This is a genomic window from Streptomyces sp. SKN60 (assembly GCF_026236535.1).
Classification (GTDB): domain Bacteria; phylum Actinomycetota; class Actinomycetes; order Streptomycetales; family Streptomycetaceae; genus Streptomyces.
In genome coordinates, this window is the sequence record NZ_JAHTMW010000016.1 from 125,255 (window position 1) to 149,043 (window position 23,789).

Genomic DNA, 23,789 nt, shown 5'->3' on the forward strand with positions numbered 1-23,789 from the left:
CTTCCAAAGTTTTCATGCTTACCGTGGCATGACCGGCGGTTTTCGCCGCCACCGCGCCCCGCCCCCCAGGCGCCGAGGAGCCCCATGTTCACCACCACCGACCATCGAGCCCTGTGCGTGATGCGCGCGACCGTCGAGGCGGTCCCGCTACTGCGCCGCTTCGTCCGGGAGACGGCCGGCCCGTGGGAACTCGGGGACGAGGTCGACGAGGCGCTCGGCGTCATCGTGACCGAGCTCGTCGCCAACGTCGTCCGGCACAGCGGCAGCCCGGACGTGGCCGTCCTCCTGACGACCACCGGGCGCACGGCGACCCTCCAGGTCCAGGACACCGGCAGGTGGCGCGCCCGGCGCCCTCGTCTCGCCGGTGACGACGACGCCGCGTGCTGCGGCCGCGGCCTGCAGCTCGTCCGCGCGTACGCGGAGGACTGCGCGATCGTACGGACGGCGCGCGGCACGCGCGTGGCCGTGACGCTCGCCGCCGACGTGATGATCGGCCGGCGGCCGGCGGGGCCGGACAGGCCCTAGTGGGCGGGGCTGTCCTCGGACCCCGGCTGCCGCTGCCCCTCCAGCGCGTCCAGCAGCACGTCCCGAAGTCGACCGATGTCCCCGGCCATGTCGATCGTCGGCTCGAGCAGCCACTGGAGCTGGATGCCGTCCGTCGCGGCCAGCAGGACCCGCGCGGCCCAGTCGGCGTCGACATCCACTCCCGCCCCCGCCCCCGCCCCCGGCTCCTCGGAGCCGAGCCCCGCCGGCGGCCCCCCGGCGAGCAGCGCCGCGATCTGGAGCCTCAGGCCGCGGTACCGCTCGGTGAAGAACGCATGGCCCGGGTGGTCGGGGTCGGCCGAGGCGGCGGCGATGTCCAGGAACAGCTTGACCAGTCCGGGCGTGGCGGCGTTCTGGGCCAGCAGCTCCGTCCGCCAGAGCACGGTCTCAGGGGTGTACGCCGCCGACGCCGCCGAGTCGCGGGCCTCCACCACCGCGGTGAGCAGCGCCTCGCGACTCCCGAAGTGGTGCAGCACGCCCGCGTCGGTCATCCCCACCCGCTGGGCGATGTCCCGTACGGACACGCCCCGGCTGCCCGCCTCCGCGTACGCAGCCAGCGCGGCGTCGAGGATCTCCTGCCGTTTGGCGGCGGTCTTGGCGTACGGGCCCCGGGCGCGTCGTGTCGTCACCGCATCACTCTAGCCGGACTCCACCGGGAAAACCTTGCACCCCTACCTTTTCAGGACGAGCGCACAGACAAGGTCCCCGAGCTCCTGTCCCGGTCGGTCAGCAGGAGCACGGCACCGCCGTGGCGGCTCCGGAGGCGGGCAGCCGGGCGTGTCCGTACGGGACATCGCTCAGCGGGCGGGCGTGGTCAGATCGACTCGGCGGTGAACAGGGTCTGGAGGGCGACCGCGGCCGCGCCGCGCGCCCATTCCTCGAAGGGCAGCGGCCGGATGACCAGCACACAGCGCGCCGCCGCTCCGAACGCCTGCTCGGCGAAGGACTCCCGGATCTGCGGCTCCAGGAGGTCGTAGGCGGCAAGCCCCGCCCCCGAGACGACGATCCGCCCGGGCCCGACGAGGTTGGCGACGGCCGCGAGGCCGAGGCCGATGGCGTGCCCGGCCCGGTCGAAGGCGTGGCGTACCGCCTCGTCGCCCGCGCGGGCACGCTCGACGGCCTGCGTCATCGACAGTTCCGGGTCGCCGGAGGCGCGGCGGGCGTGGGCGACGATGGCCTCGGTCGACGCCAGGGTCTCGATGCAGCCGCTGCCGCCGCAGTGGCAGACGGGCCCCGATGCGGCGACGCGTAGGTGACCGAGTTCGCCCGCGACGTTGTACTCGCCCGCGACCAGGCCGCCGTTGAGGACGAGGGCGCAGCCGATGCCGGCGCCCACGGTCACGAGGGCGAACGAGGACGCCTCGACGCCTTCGCCGAACCACTGCTCGGCGACGGTGAGGGATTTGACGTCGTTCTCCAGGGTGGTGACCAGGCCGGTCGCCTCGGTGAGCAGCCGCGCGAGCGGGACGTCGCGCCGGCCGAGGAGGGGCGAGTACCGGACGACGCCCGAGGCCCGGTCGACATCGCCGGAGACGGCGACGCCGAGGCAGTGGGTGCGCTCCCGGTAGGCGTCGGACTCGGACAGCAGCGCCTCGACCAGTTCGGCGAGGGCCGCGACGACCCCGTCCACCGTCCGGTCCGTCAGGACGTGGTGGCGGGAGGCGCGCGTCTCGGCCCGCAGGTCGCAGACGACGCCGATCAGGTCCTCGCCGGTGATCTTGACGCCGATGAAGAACTCGCGGTCGGCCCGGATCGAGAGCGGGCTGGCCGGGCGACCCGCGCCCGGGGCGTTGCGCTCCTCGGCCTCCAGCTCCTCCAGGTAGCCGGCCTCGATGATCGGACGGGCCGTTCTGGTGACCGCCGCCGAAGAGAGCCCGGTCCGTCGGGCGATCTCCACCCGGGAGACCGGGCCACGCGTCAGGACGGTGGTGAACACGGCCGCCGCGGCGGGCGTGGTGATCGGGGCACGGGACTCTGGGGTCGGAGGCATGCGCCGTACCGTAGGGGTATTGATTACCTCCGTCGATAATTGAATTCCAGGGAGTCGGGAACCTGCGCTGCCCCGACTGACCACACCCCCGCCGCCCCCGCGCTGCGGATCCGGTTCGCCGACGGCGGCAGGGCGTCGAGTGGCGGTACCTCGACCACACCGTGGACGGCGGCGAGGTGTGCCGCTCCCGCCCTCGCCTGGAGCGGCAGCCGGCACATCACCGCCCGGCGCTCCCGACCGGCTTCGACGTCGACGAGGCCGGCCAGACGCACCTCGCGGCGCCGGCCTCGGGGATCGGTGCGGAGCTGTTCGTGATGGACGACGGCTGGTTCGGCGCCCGCCGCGACGACACCGCGGGTCTCGGCGACTGGACACCGAACCCGAAGGCGTTCCCGTACGGGCTGAACCCGCTCATCCGCGAGGTCCACTGGCTGGGCATGCGCTTCGGGCCGTAAGTGGAACCGGAGATGGTCAACCCCGACAGCGAGCTCTACCGGCGCCACCCGGACTGGATGCTGCACATGCCGAGCCGCGAGCGGACGACCATGCGCAACCAGCTCGTCCTCAACTTCGCCCGCCCCGACGTCGCCGCCTGGGTCGCAGCAGACCTGCCCGTCCGACCGGCTCCGGGCCCGTCCGCGTCCGCCGGTTAGGGTGAGCGGCGTGCGCGTACTGCTCGTCGAGGATGACGAAAACCTCCGATTCGGTGTGGCCGCCGCCCTGAGGGCGGCCGGGCTCGCCGTCGACGAGGTGGCCGATCTGCCGCAGGCGGACGAGGCGCTGTTCGTGACCGCGTACGACTGCGCGGTGTTCGACCGGATGCTGCCTTCGGGGGACGCGGCGGTCTTCGTCGACGCGCTGCGACGCGCCGGCCAGGGCGTGCCCGTGCTGTTCCTGACCGCGCGGGACACGGTGGCTGACCGGGTGGAGGGGTTCGCGAGCGGCGGCGACGACTATCTGGTGAAGCCGTTCGCCGTGCCCGAGCTGGTCGCGCGGGTACGGAGTCTGTGCCGGCGGTCGGCGGCGGTGCGGCCCCCGGTGCACAGCGTCGGCGGCCTGGAGGTCGACACGGCACGGCGGCAGGTCCGGCGGGACGGTGTGCTGCTGACCCTGACGAGCCGGGAGTTCGCGGTGCTCGAAGTGCTCGCGACCCGCGCCGACCAGGCGGTCTCCCGTGCCGAGCTGATCGAGAGCTGCTGGGACGAGATGGCCGAGCCGCAGTCCAACGTCCTGGAAGTGCTCGTCTCCCAGCTGCGGCGCAAGCTCGGGGAGCCCGCGCTCATCCACACCGTGCGCGGGGTCGGATACCGGCTCGCCTCGGACGATGCCCGGTGACTTCTCCTCGCCGTCGGCGTTCGCCATGGCGGTCCCGGGAGCACGCCCTCACGCCCACCGCTCGGGTGCTGCGGCTGCGGCGGCGGATCAGTCTGCTGTTCGCGCTCACCAGCGCCGTCGGGCTGGTCGCGATGGCCCTGCTGGCCGTGCGCAGCGACAGCAGCCGTTGGCGGGAGCAGCTCGACCACTCGATGGACGCGGACACGAGCTGGGCCCTCGGGCTGCTGGAGACCGACGAGGACGGGCGGCTCGACACGGGCGTCCTGGCGGAGACGGTCAACACCGACTGCCCGCCGCTCACCGTGCTCCTGGTCGACGCGGACGACCCCGACGGCGTGAGCGTCCAGCACGCGCCGGCCAAGGCCTGCCTGGACGTGAGCCGTGCGGTGGTCCTGGAGGCGGGGCGCGCCTCCGTGCACGCCGACGACACCCGGGCGTTCGACCGGCGGACGAGGGACGGCAGGCCGGTACGGGTGTTCGCGCAGCCCTTCTACGCACCCGAAGCCGCCGATGACGCGGGCCCGCAGGGCGTGCTCGTCGCCCTGGCCGACGCTTCCGGCCCGCGCGCCGACCACGACCGGCTCGTCTGGGCCGTGACGGGCGGCTGCGCCGTGCTCGTCCTGCTGTCCGCGGCCGTCGGGCACGTCTTGTCCGGGCGCGCGGTACGGCCCGCGCTCGCCGCGCTGGGCCAGCAGGAGGCGTTCCTCGCGGACGCGGCGCACGATCTGCGGACCCCGGCCGCCTCGCTCCGGACCCTCGCCGAGACGGCGCTGCGCGGCGAGACGGACAGCGCGGACGTGCACCGGCGTACCCTCCGCCTGGCCGAGGGCATGGGCGAGCTGGTCGACGGGCTGCTGACCCGCGCCCGGCTCATGTCCGGCACGGCCACGGTGGCGCGCCAGCCGCTGCGGCTCGACCAGTTGGTGGAGGCGGTCGTCGACGAGGCGCCCGTGGCGGGGCACCGGGTCCGGGTCGACGTCGAGGACACGGTCGTGGTGGCCGATCCCGATCTGGTGCGCCGGGCCGTCGGCAATCTGCTCGGGAACGCGCTCGCGCACGGGCACGCTCCGGGGGTGCCCGCGGACGTCCTGATCACGGTGAGCCGGGACGGCACGCTGACGGTCGAGGACGCCGGTCCCGGGCTTCCTCCGGAGATCGCGGGCGCGTTGTTCGAACGGTTCCGCAGCGGTTCGGGTTCCACGGGCCTCGGTCTGTCCATCGCCTCGTGGGTCGCCCACGCGCACGACGGCACGCTCACGGCGGGGCGCGGGGAACGCGGCGGTGCCCGGTTCGTCCTGCGGTTGCCGACGCAGGACTGAGGGGCCGGACGGGCTCAGGCGGGGCCGTGTCGGGCCGCGGTGGCCGAGGGCTGCCGCCGGCGGCCCGCCGCCTCAGCAAATCCTCAGCATCCGCGCGTGATCATTCCCTGGACCGACCAGCTACGGGAGTACCTCGTGATCCGCGCCGCCGCACGCCGCCGTCAGGCCTTCGTCATCGCCCTCGCCGTCCTCGGCTCCGCTTCCCTGGCCGCCTGCACGGCCGGGCCCGGCTCGGCATCGGGACGTCCGAGCTCGGCGGCCGCCTCCGCGGACCCCGCCGACCGGCCGGACCTGCGGCGCTTCTACGGTCAGAAGCTCGCCTGGCACGCCTGCGGCGCCTACCGGTGCGCCGAGCTCACCGTACCGATGGACTACGCGCACCCCGCCGACGGCAAGACCTTCGTCCTGCCGGTGGCGAAGGCCGGCACGGCCTCCGCCGGAAAGCGGATCGGCTCGCTTCTCTACAACCCGGGCGGCCCCGGCGAGCGCGGTGTGCAGGCGCTGAAGGACGGGCTCGCCGACACCCTGGGGCGCGGGGTGCGGGAGCGGTTCGACATCGTGTCCTTCGATCCGCGGGGTGTCGGGGAGAGCAAGCCGGCTTTGACCTGTCTCACCGGGGAGGAGGCGGACGGCGAGTCCCCGGCCTCCGCCGAAGCGCCGCTCTACCCCCGTACCGACGCCGAACGCGCCGATGCGCTCGCGGGAGCGCGGGCGACGGCCGACGCCTGCCGGAAGGCCAGCGGTCCGCTGCTTCCGCACGTGGGAACCGAGGACGCGGCCCGGGACCTGGACGTGCTGCGGGCGGCGCTCGGCGACCGGAAGCTGACGTACGTCGGGTGGTCGTACGGGACGAGCCTGGGGACCTCGTACGCCGAGCAGTTCCCGCGGCGGGTGCGCGCGATGGTTCTGGACGGGGCGGTCGACCCGTCGCTGGACTGGCGGCAGCGCATGCTGGGCCAGGCCACGGGGTTCCGGGACGCGGTCGCGGACTACGCGGAATCCTGCGCCGCCGCGGTCGGCGACGGCTGCCCCGGATCCACCCCCGGGGAGATACGCGCGCTGATCGACCGCCTGCTGGAGCGGACGCAGCGGGAGCCGCTCACGGTCGACGGTTCCGAGGACGGTCTCGATGCCGCCGGCGTGGTCTCCGCGCTCAGCCTGTCCATGTACACCCCGGAGTCGCAGTGGGAGGTCCTGTCGGAGGCGCTGCGCGAGGCGGAAGGAGGGGACGGTACGAAGCTGGCGGCCTTGGCGTGGGGAGAGGAAGACGGCACGGATGGCGAGGAGTCCGAGGACGAGGCGCATGCGGAGTCTGATCCCGGTGGCGACTCCGGAACCACCGTGCCCGAGGACAACAGCGACGCGGCCCTGATCGCCGTCAACTGCCTCGACGTCCCCCACCCGCGCGACGACCGCGCCTACTGGGACGCCTTGGCCCCCGCCGACAAGGCCGCCGGTGTCTACGGGACTTCCGGTCTGACGGGCGAGCTGGTCTGCAAGGACTGGCCGGCCGGCACCCAGCGGCCGCACCGGGTCGACGCCCCCGGCGTGCCGCCGGTGCTCGTCGTCGGTACGGCGGGCGACCCGGCGACCCCGTATGACGAGGCGGTGAGCCTGGCACGGCAGTTCCCCGGCGGCATGCTCCTGTCCTTCCGGGCGGCGGGCCACACCGGCTACGGCCGCAACGCCTGCGTCGACCGGAACGTCGAGACCTATCTGGTGTCCCTCACGAAGGTCCGGCCCGGCACGACCTGTGCCCCGTGACGGCCCGTTACGTCACGCAGGCCGAGAGCGCTTCGCAGAACCGTCGTTGCCCCTTAAATCGACAACGCCGAGAACTCGGCCAAGGTGGAGGCCGTCGAGGCGCTCGCCGTCCTGGCCGAGCAGGCCGGGATCACTCTGATCGAACTGGCCCTCGGCTTCGTGCTCGCCCACCCGGCGGTCACCGCCTCCGGACGTACTGGACGAGATCGACAGGATCGTCCCGCCGGGCACCACCCTCTCGGCACGGGACGCGGGCCACGTGCCGCCGGCCCTGCGCGACCCCGCGGCCCGCCGGCGGCCCCTCGGCTGAAGTCGAGGATGTCGTCGACCTGCTCGCCGTAGTCAGTTGGGGTCGGGCTCGGGTGCCGCTGTGACCGGGGTCCAGGGGAACGGCGGATCGGGGATCTCGCGTCGCAGCACCGGAGCGATATCCGACTGGAAGAGTTCGAGCGAGGCTCGGTGCTGCGCGTGCGTCAGACCGCTCGCGTCGGCCTGCAGGTGGAGCACGCTGTGCCCGAACCGCTCGTGGTAGCGGTGCACCTTGTCGATGATCTGCTGCGGGCTGCCGATGAGCGCCGAGCTGCGTTCGACGAAGTCCTCCAGGGTGGTGAACACCGGCTCCAGGCCCTGGCTCTTCTGGAAGGCGAGTTGGCCCTCGAACACCGGCCGGTACGCGGCGACGGCTTCCTGCGAGGTGCGTGCCGCGTGGTAGCCGGCCGTTCCCGCGCCGACGACGGCTCGCGCCGGGTCGTGGCCGTAGTGCTCCCAGCGCTCCCGGTAGTGGCGGATGAGTGCGGCGTACGGCTCGATGGGGTGGGTGACATTGGCCGAGAAGAGCGGGTCTCCGTAGCGGGCGGCGAGGTCGACCGACTCCCGGCTGGTCGCGCTGCCGTGCCAGACCCGGACGGGCTGCTGAAGGGGTCGCGGCCAGACCTCCGCGTCGGTCAGCTCGGGGCGGAAGCGCGGCGCGGCGCTCACCTTGCCCTGCCGCCAGATCCGGCGGAACAGATCGTAGCCCTCGGCGTTGCGGTCCCACTGGTCCTCGGGCGTGACGTGGAACAGCTCGCGCTGTGCGGTGCCGTTGCCCTTGCCGATGATCAGGTCGAGGCGGCCCCCGGACAGGTGGTCCAGGGTCGCGTAGTCCTCGTACGCGCGCACCGGGTCGAGCAGGCTGAGGGTGGTGACGGCGGTGAACAGCCGGATCCTGGAGGTGAGCGCGGCGATGTGGCTGAGCACGACCGGTGGTGAGGAGGAGATGAACGGCCGCTCGTGACGCTCGCCGACGCCGAAGCCGTCGAATCCGAGCTCCTCGGCCAGCAGGGCGTTGTCGACCACCTCGCGGAAGCGCTCGCTGGTGGACTTCTGTACGCCGGTCACGGGATCAGGGGCGTGCACGATGAGGGTGATGGCGAGGAATTTCACGACGCCACCCGCTCGTCGCGCACGTGGTCGGGGTGGGCGAGGCCGAGGTGGTCGCGGAGCGTGGTGCCCGTGTAGTCGTGGCGGAACACGCCGCGTTCCTGGAGCAGCGGGACGACGGTGTCGGCGAACTCGTCGAGGCCGCCGGGGGTGAGGTGCGGGACCAGGATGAAGCCGTCGGCGGCGTCCGTCTGGACGAAGTGGTCGATGGTCTCGGCGACGGTGGCCGGGGAGCCGATGAACGACTGGCGGCCGGTGGTCTCGATGACCAGTTCACGAATCGACAGATTCTCCGCGGCGGCGCGCTCGCGCCACTGCCGGGCGACGGCGACCGGGTCGCGGAACGACCGCACGCTCGCCCGGCCGCGGGCGATGGTGTGCTCGCCGGGGTCCGGGTCGATGTCGGGGAGCGGGCCGTCCGGGTCGTACGCGGACAGGTCCCGGTTCCACACGTGTTCGAGGTACGTGATCGCCGTCTGGCCGCTGACCTGTTGGCGTCGAACCTCACGGGCCAGCTCCTGCGCCTCGGCGTCGGTGTCGCCGAGTACGAAGGTCGCAGCGGGCAGGATCAGGAGCTGGTCGTGGGATCGGCCGTGGCGGGCCAGGCGTCCCTTGACGTCGGTGTAGAAGGCCCGGCCGGCCTCCAGCGTGCTGTGCCGGCTGAAGATGGCGTCGGCCTCGGCGGCAGCGAACTCGCGGCCCTCGTCGGAGTCGCCCGCCTGGAAGATCACCGGACGGCCCTGGGGGCTGCGCGGGACGTTGAACCGGCCGGCGATGTCGAAGTGCTGCCCCTGGTGGACGAAGGCTCCGGCTCGCGCGTCCTTGAGGAAGATGCCGGACTCCCGGTCGGCGAGGATCTCGTCGCCGCGCCAGGAGTCGAACAACTCGGTGGCGGTGGACAGGAACTCCTTGGCCCTGGAGTAGCGCTGGTCCTCCGGGAGGAAGCCGCCGCGCCGGAAGTTCTCGCCGGTGAAGGCGTCCCAGGAGGTCACGACGTTCCAGGCGGCACGTCCGACCGACAGGTGGTCCAGGCTCGCGAACTGGCGGGCCACCTCGTAGGGCTCGTTGAAGGTGGAGTTGATGGTGCCGGTCAGGCCGAGACGATCGGTGACGGCGGCGAGCGCGGACAGGACGGTAAAGGTGTCGGGCCGGCCCACCACGTCCAGGTCGTGTATCCGGCCGCCCTGTTCGCGCAGCCGCAGTCCCTCGGCGAGGAACAGAAAGTCGAACTTGGCGCGTTCGGCCGTCCGCGCGAAGTGCGCGAACGAGCTGAACTCGATGTGGCTGCCCGCCCGCCGGTCGCTCCACACGGTGGTGTTGTTGACGCCGGGGAAGTGGGCCGCGAGGTGGATCTGCTTCGGGGGCTTGCCGGTGTTCGGGTTCGTCATGGTGGTACGGCTCCTGCGGCTCAGACGGCGGCGGCGTAGCGGTTCGTGGGGCGGGAGAGACCGAGCAGCCCCCGGAGGGTGTCTGCCTCGTAGGCGTGCCGGAAGGCGCCTCGGCGTTGGAGTTCGGGCACCAGGCCCCGCGTGATCTGTGCCAGGTCGTGGCCGATCGCTCCGGGGCGCAACCGGAAGCCGCTCAGGCCCGCCTTGCGCAGCTCAAGGAGCAGATCCGCCAGTTGCGCGGGCGTGCCGGTGAACACCCGGGCGTCGCTGGTGCAGGCGTCACCCGCCAGGTCGTCCAGGCGAGCCTTGTGGTACTCCGCCGCCTCGGGATCGTCGTCCAGGAAGACGACCAGGTCGCCGAAGATGTGCAGTCGTTCCTCCGCCCGTCCTGCGGCGGCCTGGGCGGCACGGATCTCGGTGACGATGGCGCGGGCCTGGGCGGTGTCGTGCGGAGTGACGTACCCGATGTCGGCGGAACGGCCCACCAGTCGGTACGGCACGCTGTCGTGCGCGAGGGCGCTGACGAGGGGCTGGCCCTGCGGGGGCCGAGGGGTGATCGAGGGGCCCTTGACGCTGAAGTGCTTGCCCTCGAAGTCGATGTAGTGCAGCTTGTCGCGGTCGATGAAGCGTCCGGTGGCGACGTCACGGATCTCCGCGTCGTCCTCCCAGCTGTCCCACAGGCGGCGCACCACCTCGATGTGGTCCGCGGCCTCCTCGAAGAGTTCGGCGATCAGGTCCCGGCCGGCCGGGGTGTCCCGGTCCTCGATGCGGAGGGCCGGGAAGGCGCGTCGTCCGAAGTGCGCCGCCTCGTTCTGTCGTGCCGTCACCTGGACGCGCAGGCCCGCGCGGCCGCCGCTGACGTGGTCCAGGGTGGCGATCGCCTTGGAGATGTGGAACGGCTCGGTGTGGGTCGCGACCACGGTGGGCACAAGCCCGATGTGCCGGGTCAGCGGTGCGACCCGGGCAGCGACGAGGACGGCGTCCAGTCGGCCCCGGACCTGGTCGGTGCGCTCGTCGGGTTCCGTGGGGTGCGAGGACTGCGGCCCGAGCCCGTCCTCGAACGTCACGAAGTCGAGCAGGCCGCGTTCGGCCTCGGCCACGAGGTCGGCCCAGTAGCCGGCGGTGAGCAGGTCGTGGGGCCGGGCGTCCGGCTCGCGCCACGCGGCCGGGTGCCAGCCGGTGCCGTCCAGCGCCACGGCGAGATGAAGAGGGGGATGTGCGGACATGGCGAAGGGGGCCTTCCTGGTCGACCGTACGGGTCATCGGCCCTCGTGCGGAGGACGGGGGACGACACCGTCGCCTCCGCTCTTCCGGTTGCTCGTCCGCTCGGGCCGGGGCCTGCCGTACGCTCCGCCACGGCAGGTCTTCATGTCCTCGCAGCCTAGGCGGAGCCGGACGGACGAAGGTGGAGAGCGTGTTGCGGCTCCATGAAACCGTCCGGGATACGTGAGGGAGCGTCAGGCGGCCCTTCGGCCGTCGTCAAGAGAGGGCCTTCTCATGTTGCGCTCGCTGTCTCACCTCCTGGAAGGTGGCCGCCGCCTCGGCGAGTGCCGGGCGGCTCCACGGGCAGGCCGGCCCGCCGCCATGCCTGGAACCCGCCGTCCAGGTCCGTCGCCCGGTGCAGCCCCAACTGCCGCAGCGACACCGCTGCGAGGCTGGACGCGTACCCCTCGTTGCACACCACCACGACGGTTCGGTCATGGTCGGTGACCTCCGGCGACCGGTGATCGCAGAGCGGATCGAGCCGCCATTCCAGCTCGTTGCGCTCGACGACCAGCGCGCCGGGGATGGTGCCGTCGCGCTCCCGCAGCGCGGCGTAGCGGATGTCGACCAGCAGCGCGCCGGAAGCGACGGCTTCGGCTGCCTGCAGTGGTCCGAGCCGGTCCAGTTCCGCGCGGGCCCGGGCCAGCAGTTCGTCGATTCCCCGTTCCGGTGGGCGCGTCACGTCCATGCCTCCGGTCGCTCGACCGTCTCCAGCCGCAGCACGGGCCCCGTACGGCTGTAGCGCCGGATCAGCGGCAGTGGCGGGTGGTAGACGTGGACGGAGACGGCGTGCGCCTCGGCGGAGAAGTTCACCACCTGGTGGACGTGGTGGGGGCCGAAGGCGCGCCCCTGCCCTGCGCCCAGCCGCCGCTCGCGGTCGATACCGTCGGCGAGTTCGAGCGTTCGCCATCCTTCCGTGGGCAGCTGGGCGGCGAGGGACTGTTCGGTCAACTCGCCGTCCGCGGTGGCGAAGGCACCCCGCGAGCCGCCGTGGTCGTGCCATCCGGTGCCGGTGCCCGGTGGCCAGCCGATGAGCCACGCCTCGCTGCCGCCTGGACCGTCGAGTCGGATCCAGGTACGGCCCTCGGGGTCCAGCGGGAGGGTGGCGACCAGCTCGCTGTCGGAGGCGGTGCGGCGGGCGAAGTCGAGCAGTTCACCGAGTGTCGGGCCCGTACGGGTGACACCGTCGGGCGGAGCCGCGGACTCGGCTGCGCGCTCGGACACGGAAAGGACGGTGGCCATGGCGGGACTCCTTCGGGAGCGTGAGTGAGCATGTGCGTGGGACGGGTGCGGGGTCCGGGCCGCGTACGCGACGAACCGCGGCGTACGCGGCCCCCGACTCCCGTGACGGCTACTTGTCGGTCTTCGGCAGACCAGGCGGGTTGATCGCGGACGTGGTCACGGCCTCGTCGGACAGGCCCCAGCGCTGAAGCACCTTGGCGTACGTGCCGTTCTCGATGACGTGGTCGAGGGCGTCGGCGAGCGGCTTGGCCAGTCCGCTGTCCTTCTTGGTGGTGGCCGCGATGAGGCCCTGGAGGGTGGAGCCTGCGCCGGAGTAGGTACCGACGACCTCGGTCTTCCCGGTCGTCGCGGCGTGGTAGGCGGCGGTCGGGTTGGGGCCGAGGTAGAGGTCGATGCGGCCGGACTGGAGGGCGAGGTAGGTGTCGCTGTCGTTCTGGTAGTACGTGATGTTCACCGGCTTGCGACCGGCCTTCTCGTTCTCCTTGCTCCACTCGACGAGCAGCTTCTCCTGGTTGGTGCCGCTGCTCACGGCGACGGTCCTGCCCGCCACATCCTGCGGACCGGTGATCTTCAGGCCGCTGCCCTTCTTCGCCTCGAAGCCCAGGTTGTCCTCGCGGTAGGTGGCGAAGTCGTACTTCTCCTTGCGCTCCTCGGTGACGGTGATGTTGCTGAAGCCGACGTCGTACTTGGCGCTGTCCAGGCCGACGAAAATGTTCTCCCACGAGACCGTGTTGAGGTGCGGCTTCAGGCCGAGGACGTCGGCGACCAGGTAGGCGATGTCCGGCTCGACACCGATGACCGTCTTGTTGTCGGTGGCGAAGAACGTCAGCGGTGCGGCCGAGCCCGAGGAGTCGACGATCTCCAGGGTGCCTCGCTTGCGGATCTCCTCCGGGACCCCGGCGGCTATGGAGTCGACCTTGCCCGTGGTGACGCGGTTCTGGTCCGGGCTCAGGTTGATCTTCACCGTGCCGCCCGACGCGGCCGCGACCTCGGTCGTCCCGCCGTCGGAGGGGTTGCCGCACGCGGCGAGGACGAGGGCTGCGGCCAGTCCCAGCGCGGCGGCAGTGGTGGTGCGGCGGTTGATCGAGGTGGACATGGTCGTGCTCCTTGCTCGGGGAGATCGGGGGATCGGGGGATCGGGGGATCGGGGGATCGGGGGATCGGGGGATCGGGGGATCGGGGGATCGGGGGATCGGGCGTATGGGGTCGGTCGGGGTGGTCAGAGGACCTTGGAGAGGAAGGCGCGGGTGCGCTCGTGCCGCGGGTTGTCCAGGACGGCCGCCGGCGGGCCCTGCTCCACGACGGCGCCGCCGTCCATGAACACCACGGTGTCGGCGACCTCGCGGGCGAAGCCGATCTCGTGGGTCACGACGATCATGGTGGTTCCGGTGCGGGCCAGGTCCTTGATGACGTCGAGGACTTCGCCGACCAGCTCCGGGTCGAGCGCCGAGGTGGGCTCGTCGAAGAGCAGCACCTTCGGTTCGAGGGCGAGTGCGCGGGCGATGGCCACGCGTTGCTGCTGGCCTCCGGACAGCTGCCGCGGATAGGCGTCCGCCTTGTCGGCGAGGCCGACCCGGTCGAGGAGCCGGCGGGCGGCCTCCTCCGCCGCCCTGCGCGGGCGGCGCAGTGCGGAGACCGGTGCCTCGACGAGGTTGTCGAGCACCGTCAGATGCGGGAAGAGGTTGAAGTTCTGGAAGACGAACCCGATATCGGTTCGCTGCTTCAGGACGTCCTTCTCCTTCAGCTCGTGCAGCTTTCCGCCGGAGCGGCGGTAGCCGATGAGCCGGCCGTCGATGCTGATCCAGCCCCGGTCGACCTTCTCCAGGTGGTTGATGGTGCGCAGCAGGGTGGACTTCCCGGAGCCGGACGGGCCGAGGATCACGGTGACCTCGCCGGCTCGGACCTTGAGGTCGATGCCGCGCAGCACCTCCAGCGGGCCGAAGCTCTTGTGGACGCCGTGGACGTCCACCATCACGCCGTCGTCATCGTCATTGTGCGTCTGTTTCGCGTCCTTGGCGGCCGCGGTCACGTCGCTCATCGGCTTCCTCCCAGGGGCTTCAGGGGTACGACGGGCTGGTCGCGCCGTACGGCCGCCGCGCGCAGGTCGTGTACGGAGCGCCGGGCCCGTTGGAGCGGGGTGGGCGGCGGGGTCCGGTCGGCGCCCCGGGCGAAGCGGCGCTCCACGTAGTACTGCGCGACCGACAGCAGGGTGGTGAGGACCACGTACCAGGCGGTGGCGACGAGCAGGAGGGGGATCACCCGGCCGTTGCGGCCGTAGATCACCTGTACCTGGTAGAACAGCTCGCCGATGGACATCACGTAGACCACCGAGGTGCCCTTGAGCAGGCCGATGATCTCGTTGCCGGCCGTGGGCAGGATGGCGCGCATGGCCTGCGGCAGCACGATCCGGCGGATCTGCCGCAGCCGGGGGATGCCGAGTGCGGCGGCGGCCTCCAGCTGCCCGTGATCGACGGCGATCACGCCGCCGCGCACGATCTCCGCGGCGTAGGCGGCCTGATGCAGTGTGAGCCCGATGACGGCGGCGCCGATCGTGCCGATGAGGCTGTTGCTGTCGACGGACCAGAGCACCGGTCCGAAGGGGATGCCGACGCCCAACTCCTCGTACAGGGCGCTCAGGTTGAACCAGAACACCAGCTGGACGATCATCGGGATGGACCGGAAGATCCAGATGTAGGACCAGGCGACGGTCTGCAGCACCGGGCTGCTCGACAGCCTCATGAAGGCCAGGACGGTGCCGAGGAGAAAGCCGAGCACGGTGGCGTACGCGGTGAGCTGGAGGGTCACCCACACCGCCTGGACGATCGTCTCGGACAGGAAGTAGGCGCGGAAGACGCCCCACTCCCAGACCGGGTTGGTGGCCAGTCCGTGCACGAACTGGGCGACCAGCACGATCACGGCGGCGGCCGCCGCCCAGCGTGCGTAGTGGCGGGCGGGCACGACCTCGAGGGAGGCCGGGTCGTCCGGGTCCGGCCGTGATTCGGGGTCGGTGCCCGGGGAGGCCGCGCCCGGTGGCGCGACGGCGGAGTCGGCCTTGCCGGCGGCGGCGATGCGCAGGCGTGTTCCGATGGCACGGGCGCTCACGGTTGTGCTGCCTTTCCTCGGTGAGTCGCTCGGTGTGTCGCGGTTGCCGGCAGGTGTTTCTCGAAAGGCAGCGGGCCGATGGTCTCCGGGTCGGCCTCCGTGTCGAACAGCGGGGTGTAACCGGTGGCCAGGTACAGGCCGCGAGCCTCGGGCTGGCGCGGGCCGGTGGTCAGGTGGATCCGCCGGTAGCCACGGGCCGTCGCCTCGCGCTCCAGTTCGGTGACGACACGTCGGGCGAGACCCCTCCGCCGATGGGCGGAGTGCGTCCAGATCCGCTTCAGCTCGGCCGTGGTCGCGTCGTACCGGCGGAAGGCGCCACCCGCGACCGGCTCGCCGTGTTCCAGGAGCAGGAGCAGAACGCCGCCGTGCGAGGCGGTGAACTCCTCGTCGGGGTAGCGGGAGATCTCGCCGTGCGCGTCCTTGCCGTAGCGCCGGGAGTACTCGTCGCCGAGTTCCTGCAGCAGGGGTCGAACTCTCGGGTCGGAGACGGGGACATGAATCACCGTCAGTTCCGTGGCGTGCGTCATCACCTGACCACCGCGAGCGTTCCGCGCGCCGCCCGCTCGGCGTCGCGTTCGGCGTCGCGCTCGGCGACCTCCTCACGGACGATCGGAATCACGTACCGGCCGACGGCGGCGCCGGAGTGCGGGGTGGTTTCGGAGCCGGCGTTGGTGGCGGCGATGCCAAGGAACTCCACGTGCATGGGGAGATGGCCTTTCCTCAAGTCCTCTGGGCCGTATGCCGGGGTAGCGGCACGGACCAGGCGCGGCAGGGCGGAGCAGCCTTCGGCGCGGACGGTGTGCCGGCGCTTCAGGGTGCTGGGAAAACAGGTCGGGGAGGGTGTGACGACGCCGGGGCAGGGGCCTCGGACGAAGGAGGGCAGCGGCAGGCACGGGGCAGCTCTCGCAGAACGGTCCGTACGGGGACTCGGCGTGTGCCGAGCACATGCGTACGACGGTGCTACGAGGGAAGGATCTCGGCCCGCAACGGGGTCACCGAGGGAGGGAAGGGCCGGTCAGACGGCCCGCTGCCGCTTCAGGCGCAACACGCCGCGGACCACACCCGACCGAAGTCGATGTGGTCCCGGGTGACCAGGCGCTGCTCGGCATTCATGCGACCAATTGAGCAGTACATCGCGCTTCCCGTCAACCACGGCCCGGATGCCGGACCGGCGTTTGGCCGTTCCTGGAGGTGGCGTGGTTGACACCTGCTCGCGGCATGCCCGTACGATCGAGGCCGGACCGGCTCCGCCTCGCGCGGCGACCGGACCGGCCGCGTTGAGGGACGCGGCGAGTGTGACGACGCCGGAAAACCGGCCACCCCCCTGGCCCACGCTGTGTCTCCCCGGAGTCCGTGTACGTGCGCCGCCGGGTGGTCACCGCTGCCCGCGCCTCCCTCGCCTGGAGAGCCTTCTGATGGCCTCACCGTCCGACGTCCACGTCCCCTCCCGCGTCCCCGCGTCCGTACCACCTCACGACACCCGAGCGCCCCCAGCGGCCGGGGCTTTGAGGCCGATCTCCCGCATTTGTGGATCTCCCGGTCCGCCCCGCTGCCGGTGCAGCTGCTGTTCTGGTTCGACATCGGCGCGCTCTAGCCGACGCTCGGACTCGGCATCCCCTTCGGACCCGAGTTGGCCACCGTCAAGACGGTCAACCTGCTCGACCCGTCATCGGCCTGACCCTGCACGAGGCGGCCTGCGCCGCCGAGGTGGTGCGCGGCGGCGCCCTCCGTCGCGTTCCCCCCCCGTGGTGCCTCCTGCCTCCCGAACTCCGCCTCGGGCCTTCGGCTTCCCGGCCCCGGCCGCAGGGCCGCGCACACCACGCCATCCATCCATCCATCCATCCATCCATCCACTGCACCAGAAGGAGACGACACATGAGCGTCCATGACATCCCCGAAGCCGTCGACCACGCCCCCGACGGCCGCACCAGCACCGCCGACGTACCGGATCCGGAGGTCTTCGCCGCGGAATGGCAGGAGTGGCACCGGGACAAGGACGCCCGGCTCGCCTCGGAGCACGGCTTCCTCGCGGTCACCGGTCTGCACTGGCTCTCCGTCGAGCCGCAGAGCTTCCCCGGCGTACCGGGGACCTGGTCGACGGGGCCCGAAGGCGTCGTCGTGGAGCTCGACGAGGGGACGGAGCTCGTCGTCGACGGCGCGGTGGTACGCGGGCGGCACCTCTTCGGCGTCATTCCGGAGCGCGGCGGCGTCGACGCCGTCTGGGGCGACACGGTGATCGAGGTCGCCAAGCGCGGCGGCCTCGACGTGGTCCGGCCGCGGCACCCCGACCACCCGCTCAGGGTCGCCTTCACCAGCACGCCCGCATACGCGCCCGATCCGCGCTGGGTGATCGCCGGCCGCTACGAAGCCTTCGACGAGCCGCGACCGACCACAGTGGGCGCCTCCGTCGAGGGCCTTCGGCATGTGTACGACGCTCCGGGCCGGGTCGTCTTCCGGTTGGACGGACAGGAGTTGGCCCTGACCGCGTTCAACGGAAACACGCCCGGGAGCCTCACGGTTCTGTTCACCGACGAGACCTCAGGTGTCACCACGTACGCGGCCAACCGTCAGCTCGCGGTAGCCGCGCCCGGCCCCGACGGCGCGGTGCTGCTCGACTTCAACCGCGCCACCAACCTCCCTTGCGCCTATACCGACTTCGCGACCTGCCCGCTGCCGCCGGCCGAGAACCGGCTGCCCGTCGCGATCGAGACCGGCGAGAAGATCCCCCTCGAGCGCGGCCCGGTCTCCTAGCGGGCCGGCGGAAGGGGGCGGCTGGGATCGTTGCCGCGATGTGACGGCGTCATGGCCACCTCGTGGCGATGCCGTCCGGCTACGGGTGGAGCCGCCCGTCAACGCCTAACCTCTGGGGACGGCCCCGTGCTGGTGGTTACGGGGCCGCTCCCGTCTCTGCCAAGGGCAGGTTTCTCATGGGCATGTCCAGCATCCTCAGCGTCGACGAGGCCGAACCTCGGCTTCCCGAGCTGCATGTGGTCGACGTCCGCACTCCCGGCGAGTTCGCCTCCGGCCACGTGCCGGGCGCCGTCAACGTTCCCCTGGAGCTCGTCAAGGGCAGCCTGGCGGAGCTGCGGAGCGCTGCCGAGAGCGGACGGCTGCTCCTGGTGTGCGCCTCCGGCGCCCGCTCCGAGCAGGTCGCCGCGGTTCTCGCCTCCCACGGGATCGCGGCGGCGAGCCTCACCGGCGGCACCCGGGCCTGGGCCGCCGCCGGTCACCGGCTGCTCGTCCACGGACTTCAGTAAGTGTGCGATCTCATCGGCGTGCGGCGCAGCCGATCACGCGGCCGAGGTGGGCAGGTCCGTTCTCGACTCGACTCTCGACTCTGTGAGGAGCCGCTGGACGACCGCGATGAGCTCACTCCCCGGATCCAGGCCGAGCTCGCGGCGCAGCATCGTGCGGCACAGCTTGAACTGGCGCAGCGCCTCGGCCCGGTTGCCCAGGTGCGCGTGCGCCTCGATCACGATCCGGTAGGCCGCCTCGCGGAGCGAATCCGCCGCGAGCACGGCGCACGCGGCCTCGATCGCCCGGTAGTACTCACCGGCGACGAGCAGCGACTCGGCCATCCGTTCCAGACCGCCGAGGCAGAGCAGGCGCAGCCGCTCGCGCTCGACCAGCACCCACTCGTCGTCCCAGCCGGGCAGCAGGTTGCCGCCGAGCACGGCGGGATCGACCGGAGGCCGGCCGACGAACTGGTCGTGCGCCGCCGCGGCGGCCGCCCGGGTGTCGAGGCGGTGCGGGCACAGGGCCACGGTGGTACGCCCCGCGCGCACCAGCGGCTGTTCGAGCCCGCAGTTGGCGCGCCAGATAGCCGAACGCAGACAGGCCGCCGCGCGTTCCTCCGTGCGGTCCCCCCACAGCGCCCCGGCGACCTGTGACCGCGTCAGCGCGCTGCCCCGCAGGGCCAGATAGGCGATGAGCCGGGCGGCGGCCGGGGTGACCTCGTGAGCGCGACCCTCGACTTCGAGCGCGAAGCCGTCGAGCAGCCGCAGGCTCATGGCGGCCTCGGGGCGGGTGTGAAGCAGCGTCATGGGAGGACGATCGACCGGGCTGCGTCTCCGCGCCGTCACCGCCGCGTCAACGGCGCACGGCCGGCCCCGAAGCTCTCGCCTCGTACGGAACTCGACGCTACGGGCGCCGCGTTCCCGCGTCGACCCCGTACCGTCACCGGCCTCGCGACGATCCGGTGATGGAAGCGTGACGGTCCGGTGATGGCGTCCCGTCACGATGACCGGCGTGATCAGGGAGGTGTCCGAGCTGCTGGTCGGCGTGGTCAACAAGGCCAGGCCGGCCCACCCGCCATGGGCCGAGCTGTCGTCGCTGTCCGCGGCCGATCCCGACCCGACGAGCTCCAAGCTGGCGGTCGCGCTGTACGCCGTCGAAGAGCACCCCCACCTGCGCAACCGGCCGCTGGTCAGCTCCCCGGAGGGACACGTGCGCCCGCCGCTCGCGCTGCGGCTGCACTATCTGATGACGTTCATCGGCGCGCACGACGAGGCGCAGACCCGGCTCTCGCTGGTCGCGGCGGCCTTCCACACCACGCCGGTCATCAGCGGCACCGGTCTGCCGCCGGCCCTCGCCGGCAAGGTCCAGTCGGTCACCGTCCGGCTGACCAGCCCGACGGACGACGAACGCAACCAGATCTGGGGCGCGCTCGGCCGGCCCGGCCGGCTGGCGCTGTACTACGAGGTCGACGTGGCGCCGGTCGAGCTGCTGGTGAAGGACGGCCACGGCACCGTGGTCACCCACCGGATCGACTACATGGACGCCTCATGAGCGGACTCCCGGGCCGGATCGCCGCCGGCACCACGGTGCGACTCGCCCACACCGTACGGGTGTTGCACGCGGTCAGTGGTGAGCCGGTCGAGCCGCTGAGCGCGCGGCTGGACCGACCGCGCCCCGGCTGGTCGGTGCGGACCCGGGCGAACACGGTGGCGGTCGCCGTCCGGGACGGGGCACCGGCGCCCTCCGGCCCGCCGGTGCTGAGCATCGCCGTGGCCGACCCGGTGCTCGCCGCGGCCCTGGCCACACCGGCGATGACCGTCCCGCTGACCGGCGCCGAGCTGGAACTGCGGCTCGCTCCCGTGCCGATGACGCTGAGCGTCGAGCTGCTCGCCACGGAGGACCACACGGCGACCGGGCGGACCATGGTCGCCAGCGCGAAGTCGGGGCCGTCACCGCGGCCGACCGTCGCGCTGCCCGAGACCGTCCCCGGGGTCTACGTGTCGGCCCCGGTCGTGTGGACCGCGGCGTTCCGCCCGCTGGAGCTGCTCGTCGACGGAGCCTCGCTCGGTGAGATCACGATCGACGTCACCCGTGGATCGCCCCGGGTCCGGCTCGTCGCCACTGCCTGAACCGTTCATCGAAGGAGCCCACCGTGAGCTACCAGTCTCCCGGCGTCTACATCGAGGAGGTCCCTTCCGGGCCCCAGCCGATCGCAGCCGCGTCCACCAGTGTGGTCGCCGCCATCGGCAGCCTGTGCAAGGGACCCGTCGGGGTGCCCACCCGAGTCACCGGATGGGCGGACTTCGTGCGCACCTTCGGTACGGCGCACGCGCGTGGCTTCACGCCGGAGGCCTTGTACGGGTTCTTCGAGAACGGCGGTACGGCGGCCTGGGTCGTCCGGGCCGATCCTTCGGTCGCCGCAACGTGGAAGATCTACGACAGCGCGACCACGGCCACACTCTCCTTCGAGGCCACCGCGACGTCTCCCGGCGCCTGGGCGAACGGTGTGACGCTCGGCGTCTCCCCCGATCTGACCGGCGGCGCGGGGGCCATGGCGCAGGCGGTGGTCTCCAGCCCGGTGAGTGTTCAGACGAACCCGATCGACATCCCGGTGCGCAGCTCGGGCGGGTTCCTCGCCGGGGACACCGTCACGCTGATGAAGGGCACGGGTGCCTCCGTCGACGCTACGGTCAACACGGTCGCCGCCACCACTCTGAACGTCACCGCCGGCACGGCGATCGAGCTGGCCACGGGTGACGTCGTTGCCGCACGCACCGCCGCGTCACCGACCACGATCCTGCTCGCCAGCGGCTCCGGCCTGAAGCAGGGCGACCTGCTCGCGATCCAGAGCGCGGACGGGTCGCGGGTCACCGGGGTGATCGCCGCTGTGGTCAAGCAGGGCCCGCGCACTGCCGTCACGCTGAGCGCACCGCTCGGCTCGGCCGTGCTAGGTGCCGGTCTCGCCCGGCGGATCGCGCGGTTCCGCGGCACCATCGCGGGCGGCGCCGCCACCTTCACCCTGGGGCAGATCACCTGGGAGGTGGACCCGGCGCTGGCTCCGGTGGACTCCGAGATGTCCAACGCCCGGGCGACGGTGAGTTCAGGCGTCGTGGCGGCATTCGCCGGAACGCAATTCGCGATGCCTGGCGGCCAGAACGCCCCGGCCGGGACCGTTCTGGTCGACGCTCAGGTCAGCGTCGCCGTGTACACCGAGGCGATCGACTTCGCCGCCGGCACGGTCGAGGACGTGCTCGCCCGCTTCGCGTTCCTGCCGGTGGGCACCAGTCTCGAGCTCACCGACGGCGTCCATACCACCACGGTCACCCGTACCGACGAGACGACCGGCACCGAGTCCGGCGACGACCTGCCACAGACCTTCACGAGCGCGCGGTTCGTGCTGCCCGCGAACGCCTCGAACGGTGTGGTCGTGCGCTGCGCCGTTCCCCCGCAGGTGGGCGAGTTCGTCGACTTCGCCGCGACGAAGCGCTTGCGCATCACGAAGGTCACGAAGGCGAGCGGCGCCGTGTACGTGCTGAAGTTCGCCGAGGCGACCGACCTCTCGGCGATCGCCACGAGCCGGTTCCCGCTGGTGGCGTTCAGCCCGACGACGTTCTTCCCGGTGCGTTTCAACCTGACGGTGACGGACGGCGGTGCGGTGGCCGAGTCGCACACGGGGCTGGCCCTCGACCCGTCGCATCCGCGCTACTTCGCCCGCGACGGCGTGGTCAACGGAGTCTCGGCCTATGTCACCGTGGCACCCCGGGCCGCCGGGGCGGCGGCGATCGGCGAGACCACGACACCCGCCTACGCACTCTCGGCACAGGCAGGTGTCGACGTCGCACCGGCCAACGCTGACTTCAGGAAGGCGCTCACCAAGCTGGAGGAACAGCAGGAGCCCTCGCAGGTGATCTGCCCGGACAGTGTCACCCTGGAAGATCCGCTGCTGCAGGCCGATCTGGTCGGCGCGGTGGTGGACCACTGCGAGGCGTTCCGGCGGTTCGCCATCCTCGACGCACCCGACTTCGACGAGACCGCGCTCGTCACATGGCGCAACCAGACGGTGGCGAGCACCTGTGCGGCGGTGTACGCCCCGCATCTGAAGATGGTCGCCATCGATCCCTACGCGACCGAGCGGTTCCGTACCGTCCCCCCGTCGGGATTCGTCGCCGGTGTGTTCGCCCGTACGGACCGGGAGCGAGGGGTCGCCAAGGCCCCGGCGAACGAGCAGGTGGGCGGCATCGTCGGACTGTCGCGGACGTTCACGCCCCGGCATCAGGACCTGCTGAACCCGGCGGCCGTCAACCTGCTGCGCGCCTTCCCGGGGCGGGGCATCCGGATCTGGGGCGCGCGGACGGCGACGGACGACGTGACCTGGCGCTACGTCAATGTGCGGCGGCTGTTCAACTTCGTCGAGCGGTCGGTGGAGAACGCCACCCAATGGGTGGTGTTCGAACCGAACACGGCTTCGACCTGGATCCGTATCAAGGTCTCGCTGGAAGGGTTCCTCGACCAGCTCTGGCGGGCCGGTGCGCTGGCGGGCGGCAAGCCGGAGGAGGCGTACCGGGTGTCCGTGGGGCTCGGCGAGACGATGACCGCGGCCGACATCGATCTGGGTCTGGTGATCACGGAGGTGGCGCTGGCGCCGGCCAAGCCCGCCGAGTTCGTGATCTTCCGGTTCAGCCACAAGCGGCAGTCCGAGTGACCGCGCACCGCCACCCGTACCCGAGGAGCCCCAGATGAGTCCCGCGATCAACTACCCGCTGACCACCCTCCACTTCGAGGTGCAGTGGGACAACAACCAGACGTCGAGCTTCTCCGAGGTCAGCGGCCTGACCATGGAGGCGGAGGTGGTCGAGTACCGCGGCGGCAACGACCGTGCCCTGACCGTGCAGAAGCAGCCTGGCCTGAAGAAGTTCGGCCCGGTCACCCTCAAGCGCGGAATCATCCCGTCGGAGTCGGGCAACGGCCTCTTCGCCTGGTTCAACACCATCGTCGCGGGCGGTGTGGAGCGCCGCGACGTCTCGGTGAGCCTCCTCAACGAGGAGCGCCGTCCGGTCATGACCTGGAAGATCCAGGCGGCGTGGCCGACCAAGATCGAGGGTCCCGGACTGAAGGCGACCGGCACCGACATCGCCCTGGAGACGCTCGAGTTCGCCTGCGAGAACATCACCATCGAGGTGAAGTGAC

General features: G+C 71.8%; 23 protein-coding genes and 3 pseudogenes. 13 read left to right on the top strand and 13 right to left on the bottom strand.

Going from position 1 to position 23,789, the window contains the following annotated elements; translation table 11 throughout:
• Positions 1-84: 84 nt before the first annotated feature.
• Positions 85-525 carry an ATP-binding protein gene (locus tag KV205_RS25785; RefSeq protein ID WP_265867000.1) on the top strand — a complete coding sequence of 147 codons (441 nt, stop codon included), beginning with the start codon at positions 85-87 and terminating at the stop codon, positions 523-525.
• Here KV205_RS25785 and KV205_RS25790 read toward each other — a convergent pair.
• Together KV205_RS25790 and KV205_RS25795 are read right to left on the bottom strand one after the other, a co-directional pair.
• Complete coding sequence (locus KV205_RS25790; RefSeq protein ID WP_265867001.1) at positions 522-1,172, bottom strand: TetR/AcrR family transcriptional regulator; 651 nt, start codon at positions 1,170-1,172, stop codon at positions 522-524. The genes KV205_RS25785 and KV205_RS25790 overlap by 4 nt on opposite strands.
• A gap of 185 nt (positions 1,173-1,357) precedes the next feature.
• Positions 1,358-2,533, bottom strand: coding sequence for an ROK family transcriptional regulator (locus KV205_RS25795; RefSeq protein ID WP_265867002.1), 1,176 nt, complete (start codon positions 2,531-2,533; stop codon positions 1,358-1,360).
• 233 nt (positions 2,534-2,766) lie between these two features.
• Between KV205_RS25795 and KV205_RS25800 the strand changes: the two are divergent.
• The 5 genes and pseudogenes from KV205_RS25800 to KV205_RS25820 all read left to right on the top strand — a co-directional run.
• Positions 2,767-3,129 (top strand): annotated as a pseudogene (locus KV205_RS25800) (alpha-galactosidase); the annotation flags it as partial.
• Between the two features lie 67 nt (positions 3,130-3,196).
• A complete protein-coding gene (locus KV205_RS25805) occupies positions 3,197-3,868 on the top strand; it encodes a response regulator transcription factor (RefSeq protein ID WP_265867003.1) in 672 nt (223 codons plus the stop codon).
• Positions 3,865-5,187 (top strand): sensor histidine kinase KdpD, encoded by a 1,323-nt coding sequence (locus KV205_RS25810; RefSeq protein WP_265867004.1) that lies wholly within the window; start codon positions 3,865-3,867, stop codon positions 5,185-5,187. The genes KV205_RS25805 and KV205_RS25810 overlap by 4 nt, the downstream gene beginning before the upstream one ends.
• Before the next feature lie 96 nt (positions 5,188-5,283).
• A complete protein-coding gene (locus tag KV205_RS25815; protein WP_265867005.1) occupies positions 5,284-6,951 on the top strand; it encodes an alpha/beta hydrolase in 1,668 nt (555 codons plus the stop codon).
• Positions 6,952-7,023: 72 nt separating this feature from the next.
• Positions 7,024-7,261 (top strand): annotated as a pseudogene (locus KV205_RS25820) (aldo/keto reductase); the annotation flags it as partial.
• A gap of 32 nt (positions 7,262-7,293) precedes the next feature.
• Here KV205_RS25820 and KV205_RS25825 read toward each other — a convergent pair.
• The 10 genes from KV205_RS25825 to KV205_RS25870 all read right to left on the bottom strand — a co-directional run bounded on the left by KV205_RS25825 (position 7,294) and on the right by KV205_RS25870 (position 16,068).
• Positions 7,294-8,373 carry an LLM class flavin-dependent oxidoreductase gene (locus KV205_RS25825; protein WP_265867006.1) on the bottom strand — a complete coding sequence of 360 codons (1,080 nt, stop codon included), beginning with the start codon at positions 8,371-8,373 and terminating at the stop codon, positions 7,294-7,296.
• On the bottom strand, positions 8,370-9,758 hold the full coding sequence (locus tag KV205_RS25830; RefSeq protein ID WP_265867007.1) for an NtaA/DmoA family FMN-dependent monooxygenase: 1,389 nt from the start codon (positions 9,756-9,758) through the stop codon (positions 8,370-8,372). Before KV205_RS25830 ends, KV205_RS25825 begins: the two co-directional genes overlap by 4 nt.
• A 20-nt stretch (positions 9,759-9,778) precedes the next feature.
• Entirely contained in the window at positions 9,779-10,984 is a 1,206-nt protein-coding gene (locus KV205_RS25835; RefSeq protein ID WP_265867008.1) for an LLM class flavin-dependent oxidoreductase, read from the bottom strand.
• 269 nt (positions 10,985-11,253) lie between these two features.
• Positions 11,254-11,709 (bottom strand): rhodanese-like domain-containing protein, encoded by a 456-nt coding sequence (locus KV205_RS25840; RefSeq protein WP_265867009.1) that lies wholly within the window; start codon positions 11,707-11,709, stop codon positions 11,254-11,256.
• Positions 11,700-12,263 (bottom strand): cysteine dioxygenase, encoded by a 564-nt coding sequence (locus KV205_RS25845; RefSeq protein ID WP_265867010.1) that lies wholly within the window; start codon positions 12,261-12,263, stop codon positions 11,700-11,702. Before KV205_RS25845 ends, KV205_RS25840 begins: the two co-directional genes overlap by 10 nt.
• A 109-nt stretch (positions 12,264-12,372) precedes the next feature.
• Positions 12,373-13,359, bottom strand: coding sequence for an ABC transporter substrate-binding protein (locus KV205_RS25850; RefSeq protein WP_265867011.1), 987 nt, complete (start codon positions 13,357-13,359; stop codon positions 12,373-12,375).
• 123 nt (positions 13,360-13,482) lie between these two features.
• Positions 13,483-14,235: an amino acid ABC transporter ATP-binding protein gene (locus KV205_RS25855; protein ID WP_265867048.1), complete on the bottom strand. Its 753-nt coding sequence runs from the start codon at positions 14,233-14,235 to the stop codon at positions 13,483-13,485.
• A gap of 62 nt (positions 14,236-14,297) precedes the next feature.
• A complete protein-coding gene (locus KV205_RS25860; protein WP_274710877.1) occupies positions 14,298-15,338 on the bottom strand; it encodes an amino acid ABC transporter permease in 1,041 nt (346 codons plus the stop codon).
• A 23-nt stretch (positions 15,339-15,361) separates the two neighbouring features.
• The gene (locus KV205_RS25865) at positions 15,362-15,892 is read right to left on the bottom strand and encodes a GNAT family N-acetyltransferase (RefSeq protein ID WP_265867012.1); all 531 of its coding nucleotides are present in this window, start codon (positions 15,890-15,892) and stop codon (positions 15,362-15,364) included.
• Complete coding sequence (locus KV205_RS25870) at positions 15,892-16,068, bottom strand: hypothetical protein (protein ID WP_265867013.1); 177 nt, start codon at positions 16,066-16,068, stop codon at positions 15,892-15,894. The genes KV205_RS25865 and KV205_RS25870 overlap by 1 nt, the downstream gene beginning before the upstream one ends.
• An 819-nt stretch (positions 16,069-16,887) precedes the next feature.
• Between KV205_RS25870 and KV205_RS25875 the strand changes: the two are divergent.
• The 3 genes and pseudogenes from KV205_RS25875 to KV205_RS25885 form a co-directional block, all read left to right on the top strand.
• A pseudogene (locus KV205_RS25875) lies at positions 16,888-17,093 on the top strand (amino acid ABC transporter permease); the annotation flags it as partial.
• A 147-nt stretch (positions 17,094-17,240) separates the two neighbouring features.
• A complete protein-coding gene (locus KV205_RS25880; protein ID WP_265867051.1) occupies positions 17,241-18,116 on the top strand; it encodes a DUF1684 domain-containing protein in 876 nt (291 codons plus the stop codon).
• Positions 18,117-18,298: 182 nt separating this feature from the next.
• Entirely contained in the window at positions 18,299-18,622 is a 324-nt protein-coding gene (locus tag KV205_RS25885; RefSeq protein ID WP_265867014.1) for a rhodanese-like domain-containing protein, read from the top strand.
• 33 nt (positions 18,623-18,655) lie between these two features.
• Here the strand turns inward: KV205_RS25885 and KV205_RS25890 are convergent, their stop codons facing one another.
• Positions 18,656-19,408 (bottom strand): bacterial transcriptional activator domain-containing protein, encoded by a 753-nt coding sequence (locus tag KV205_RS25890; protein WP_265867015.1) that lies wholly within the window; start codon positions 19,406-19,408, stop codon positions 18,656-18,658.
• A 205-nt stretch (positions 19,409-19,613) separates the two neighbouring features.
• Between KV205_RS25890 and KV205_RS25895 the strand changes: the two genes are divergently transcribed.
• The 4 genes from KV205_RS25895 to KV205_RS25910 are packed head-to-tail and all read left to right on the top strand — an operon-like array spanning position 19,614 to position 23,788.
• A complete protein-coding gene (locus KV205_RS25895) occupies positions 19,614-20,153 on the top strand; it encodes a DUF4255 domain-containing protein (RefSeq protein WP_265867016.1) in 540 nt (179 codons plus the stop codon).
• Positions 20,150-20,731, top strand: coding sequence for a hypothetical protein (locus KV205_RS25900; RefSeq protein ID WP_265867017.1), 582 nt, complete (start codon positions 20,150-20,152; stop codon positions 20,729-20,731). The genes KV205_RS25895 and KV205_RS25900 overlap by 4 nt, the downstream gene beginning before the upstream one ends.
• A 23-nt stretch (positions 20,732-20,754) precedes the next feature.
• Positions 20,755-23,304: a phage tail sheath subtilisin-like domain-containing protein gene (locus tag KV205_RS36440; protein WP_265867018.1), complete on the top strand. Its 2,550-nt coding sequence runs from the start codon at positions 20,755-20,757 to the stop codon at positions 23,302-23,304.
• A 34-nt stretch (positions 23,305-23,338) separates the two neighbouring features.
• Complete coding sequence (locus KV205_RS25910; protein ID WP_265867019.1) at positions 23,339-23,788, top strand: phage tail protein; 450 nt, start codon at positions 23,339-23,341, stop codon at positions 23,786-23,788.
• The last annotated feature ends 1 nt before the right edge of the window (position 23,789 follow it).

What these genes read in the sequence shown, in the direction of transcription:
- KV205_RS25900 (WP_265867017.1), top strand. Translation starts at nt 20,150, where the DNA reads ATGAGCGGACTCCCGGGCCGGATCGCCGCCGGCACCACGGTGCGACTC.
- KV205_RS25865 (WP_265867012.1), bottom strand. Translation starts at nt 15,892, where the DNA reads ATGACGCACGCCACGGAACTGACGGTGATTCATGTCCCCGTCTCCGAC.
- KV205_RS25855 (WP_265867048.1), bottom strand. Translation starts at nt 14,235, where the DNA reads ATGGTGGACGTCCACGGCGTCCACAAGAGCTTCGGCCCGCTGGAGGTG.
- KV205_RS25835 (WP_265867008.1), bottom strand. Translation starts at nt 10,984, where the DNA reads ATGTCCGCACATCCCCCTCTTCATCTCGCCGTGGCGCTGGACGGCACC.
- KV205_RS25850 (WP_265867011.1), bottom strand. Translation starts at nt 13,359, where the DNA reads ATGTCCACCTCGATCAACCGCCGCACCACCACTGCCGCCGCGCTGGGA.
- KV205_RS25845 (WP_265867010.1), bottom strand. Translation starts at nt 12,263, where the DNA reads ATGGCCACCGTCCTTTCCGTGTCCGAGCGCGCAGCCGAGTCCGCGGCT.
- KV205_RS25880 (WP_265867051.1), top strand. Translation starts at nt 17,241, where the DNA reads ATGAGCGTCCATGACATCCCCGAAGCCGTCGACCACGCCCCCGACGGC.
- KV205_RS25910 (WP_265867019.1), top strand. Translation starts at nt 23,339, where the DNA reads ATGAGTCCCGCGATCAACTACCCGCTGACCACCCTCCACTTCGAGGTG.
- KV205_RS25840 (WP_265867009.1), bottom strand. Translation starts at nt 11,709, where the DNA reads ATGGACGTGACGCGCCCACCGGAACGGGGAATCGACGAACTGCTGGCC.
- KV205_RS25885 (WP_265867014.1), top strand. Translation starts at nt 18,299, where the DNA reads ATGTCCAGCATCCTCAGCGTCGACGAGGCCGAACCTCGGCTTCCCGAG.
- KV205_RS25870 (WP_265867013.1), bottom strand. Translation starts at nt 16,068, where the DNA reads ATGCACGTGGAGTTCCTTGGCATCGCCGCCACCAACGCCGGCTCCGAA.
- KV205_RS25795 (WP_265867002.1), bottom strand. Translation starts at nt 2,533, where the DNA reads ATGCCTCCGACCCCAGAGTCCCGTGCCCCGATCACCACGCCCGCCGCG.
- KV205_RS25785 (WP_265867000.1), top strand. Translation starts at nt 85, where the DNA reads ATGTTCACCACCACCGACCATCGAGCCCTGTGCGTGATGCGCGCGACC.
- KV205_RS25830 (WP_265867007.1), bottom strand. Translation starts at nt 9,758, where the DNA reads ATGACGAACCCGAACACCGGCAAGCCCCCGAAGCAGATCCACCTCGCG.
- KV205_RS25890 (WP_265867015.1), bottom strand. Translation starts at nt 19,408, where the DNA reads ATGACGCTGCTTCACACCCGCCCCGAGGCCGCCATGAGCCTGCGGCTG.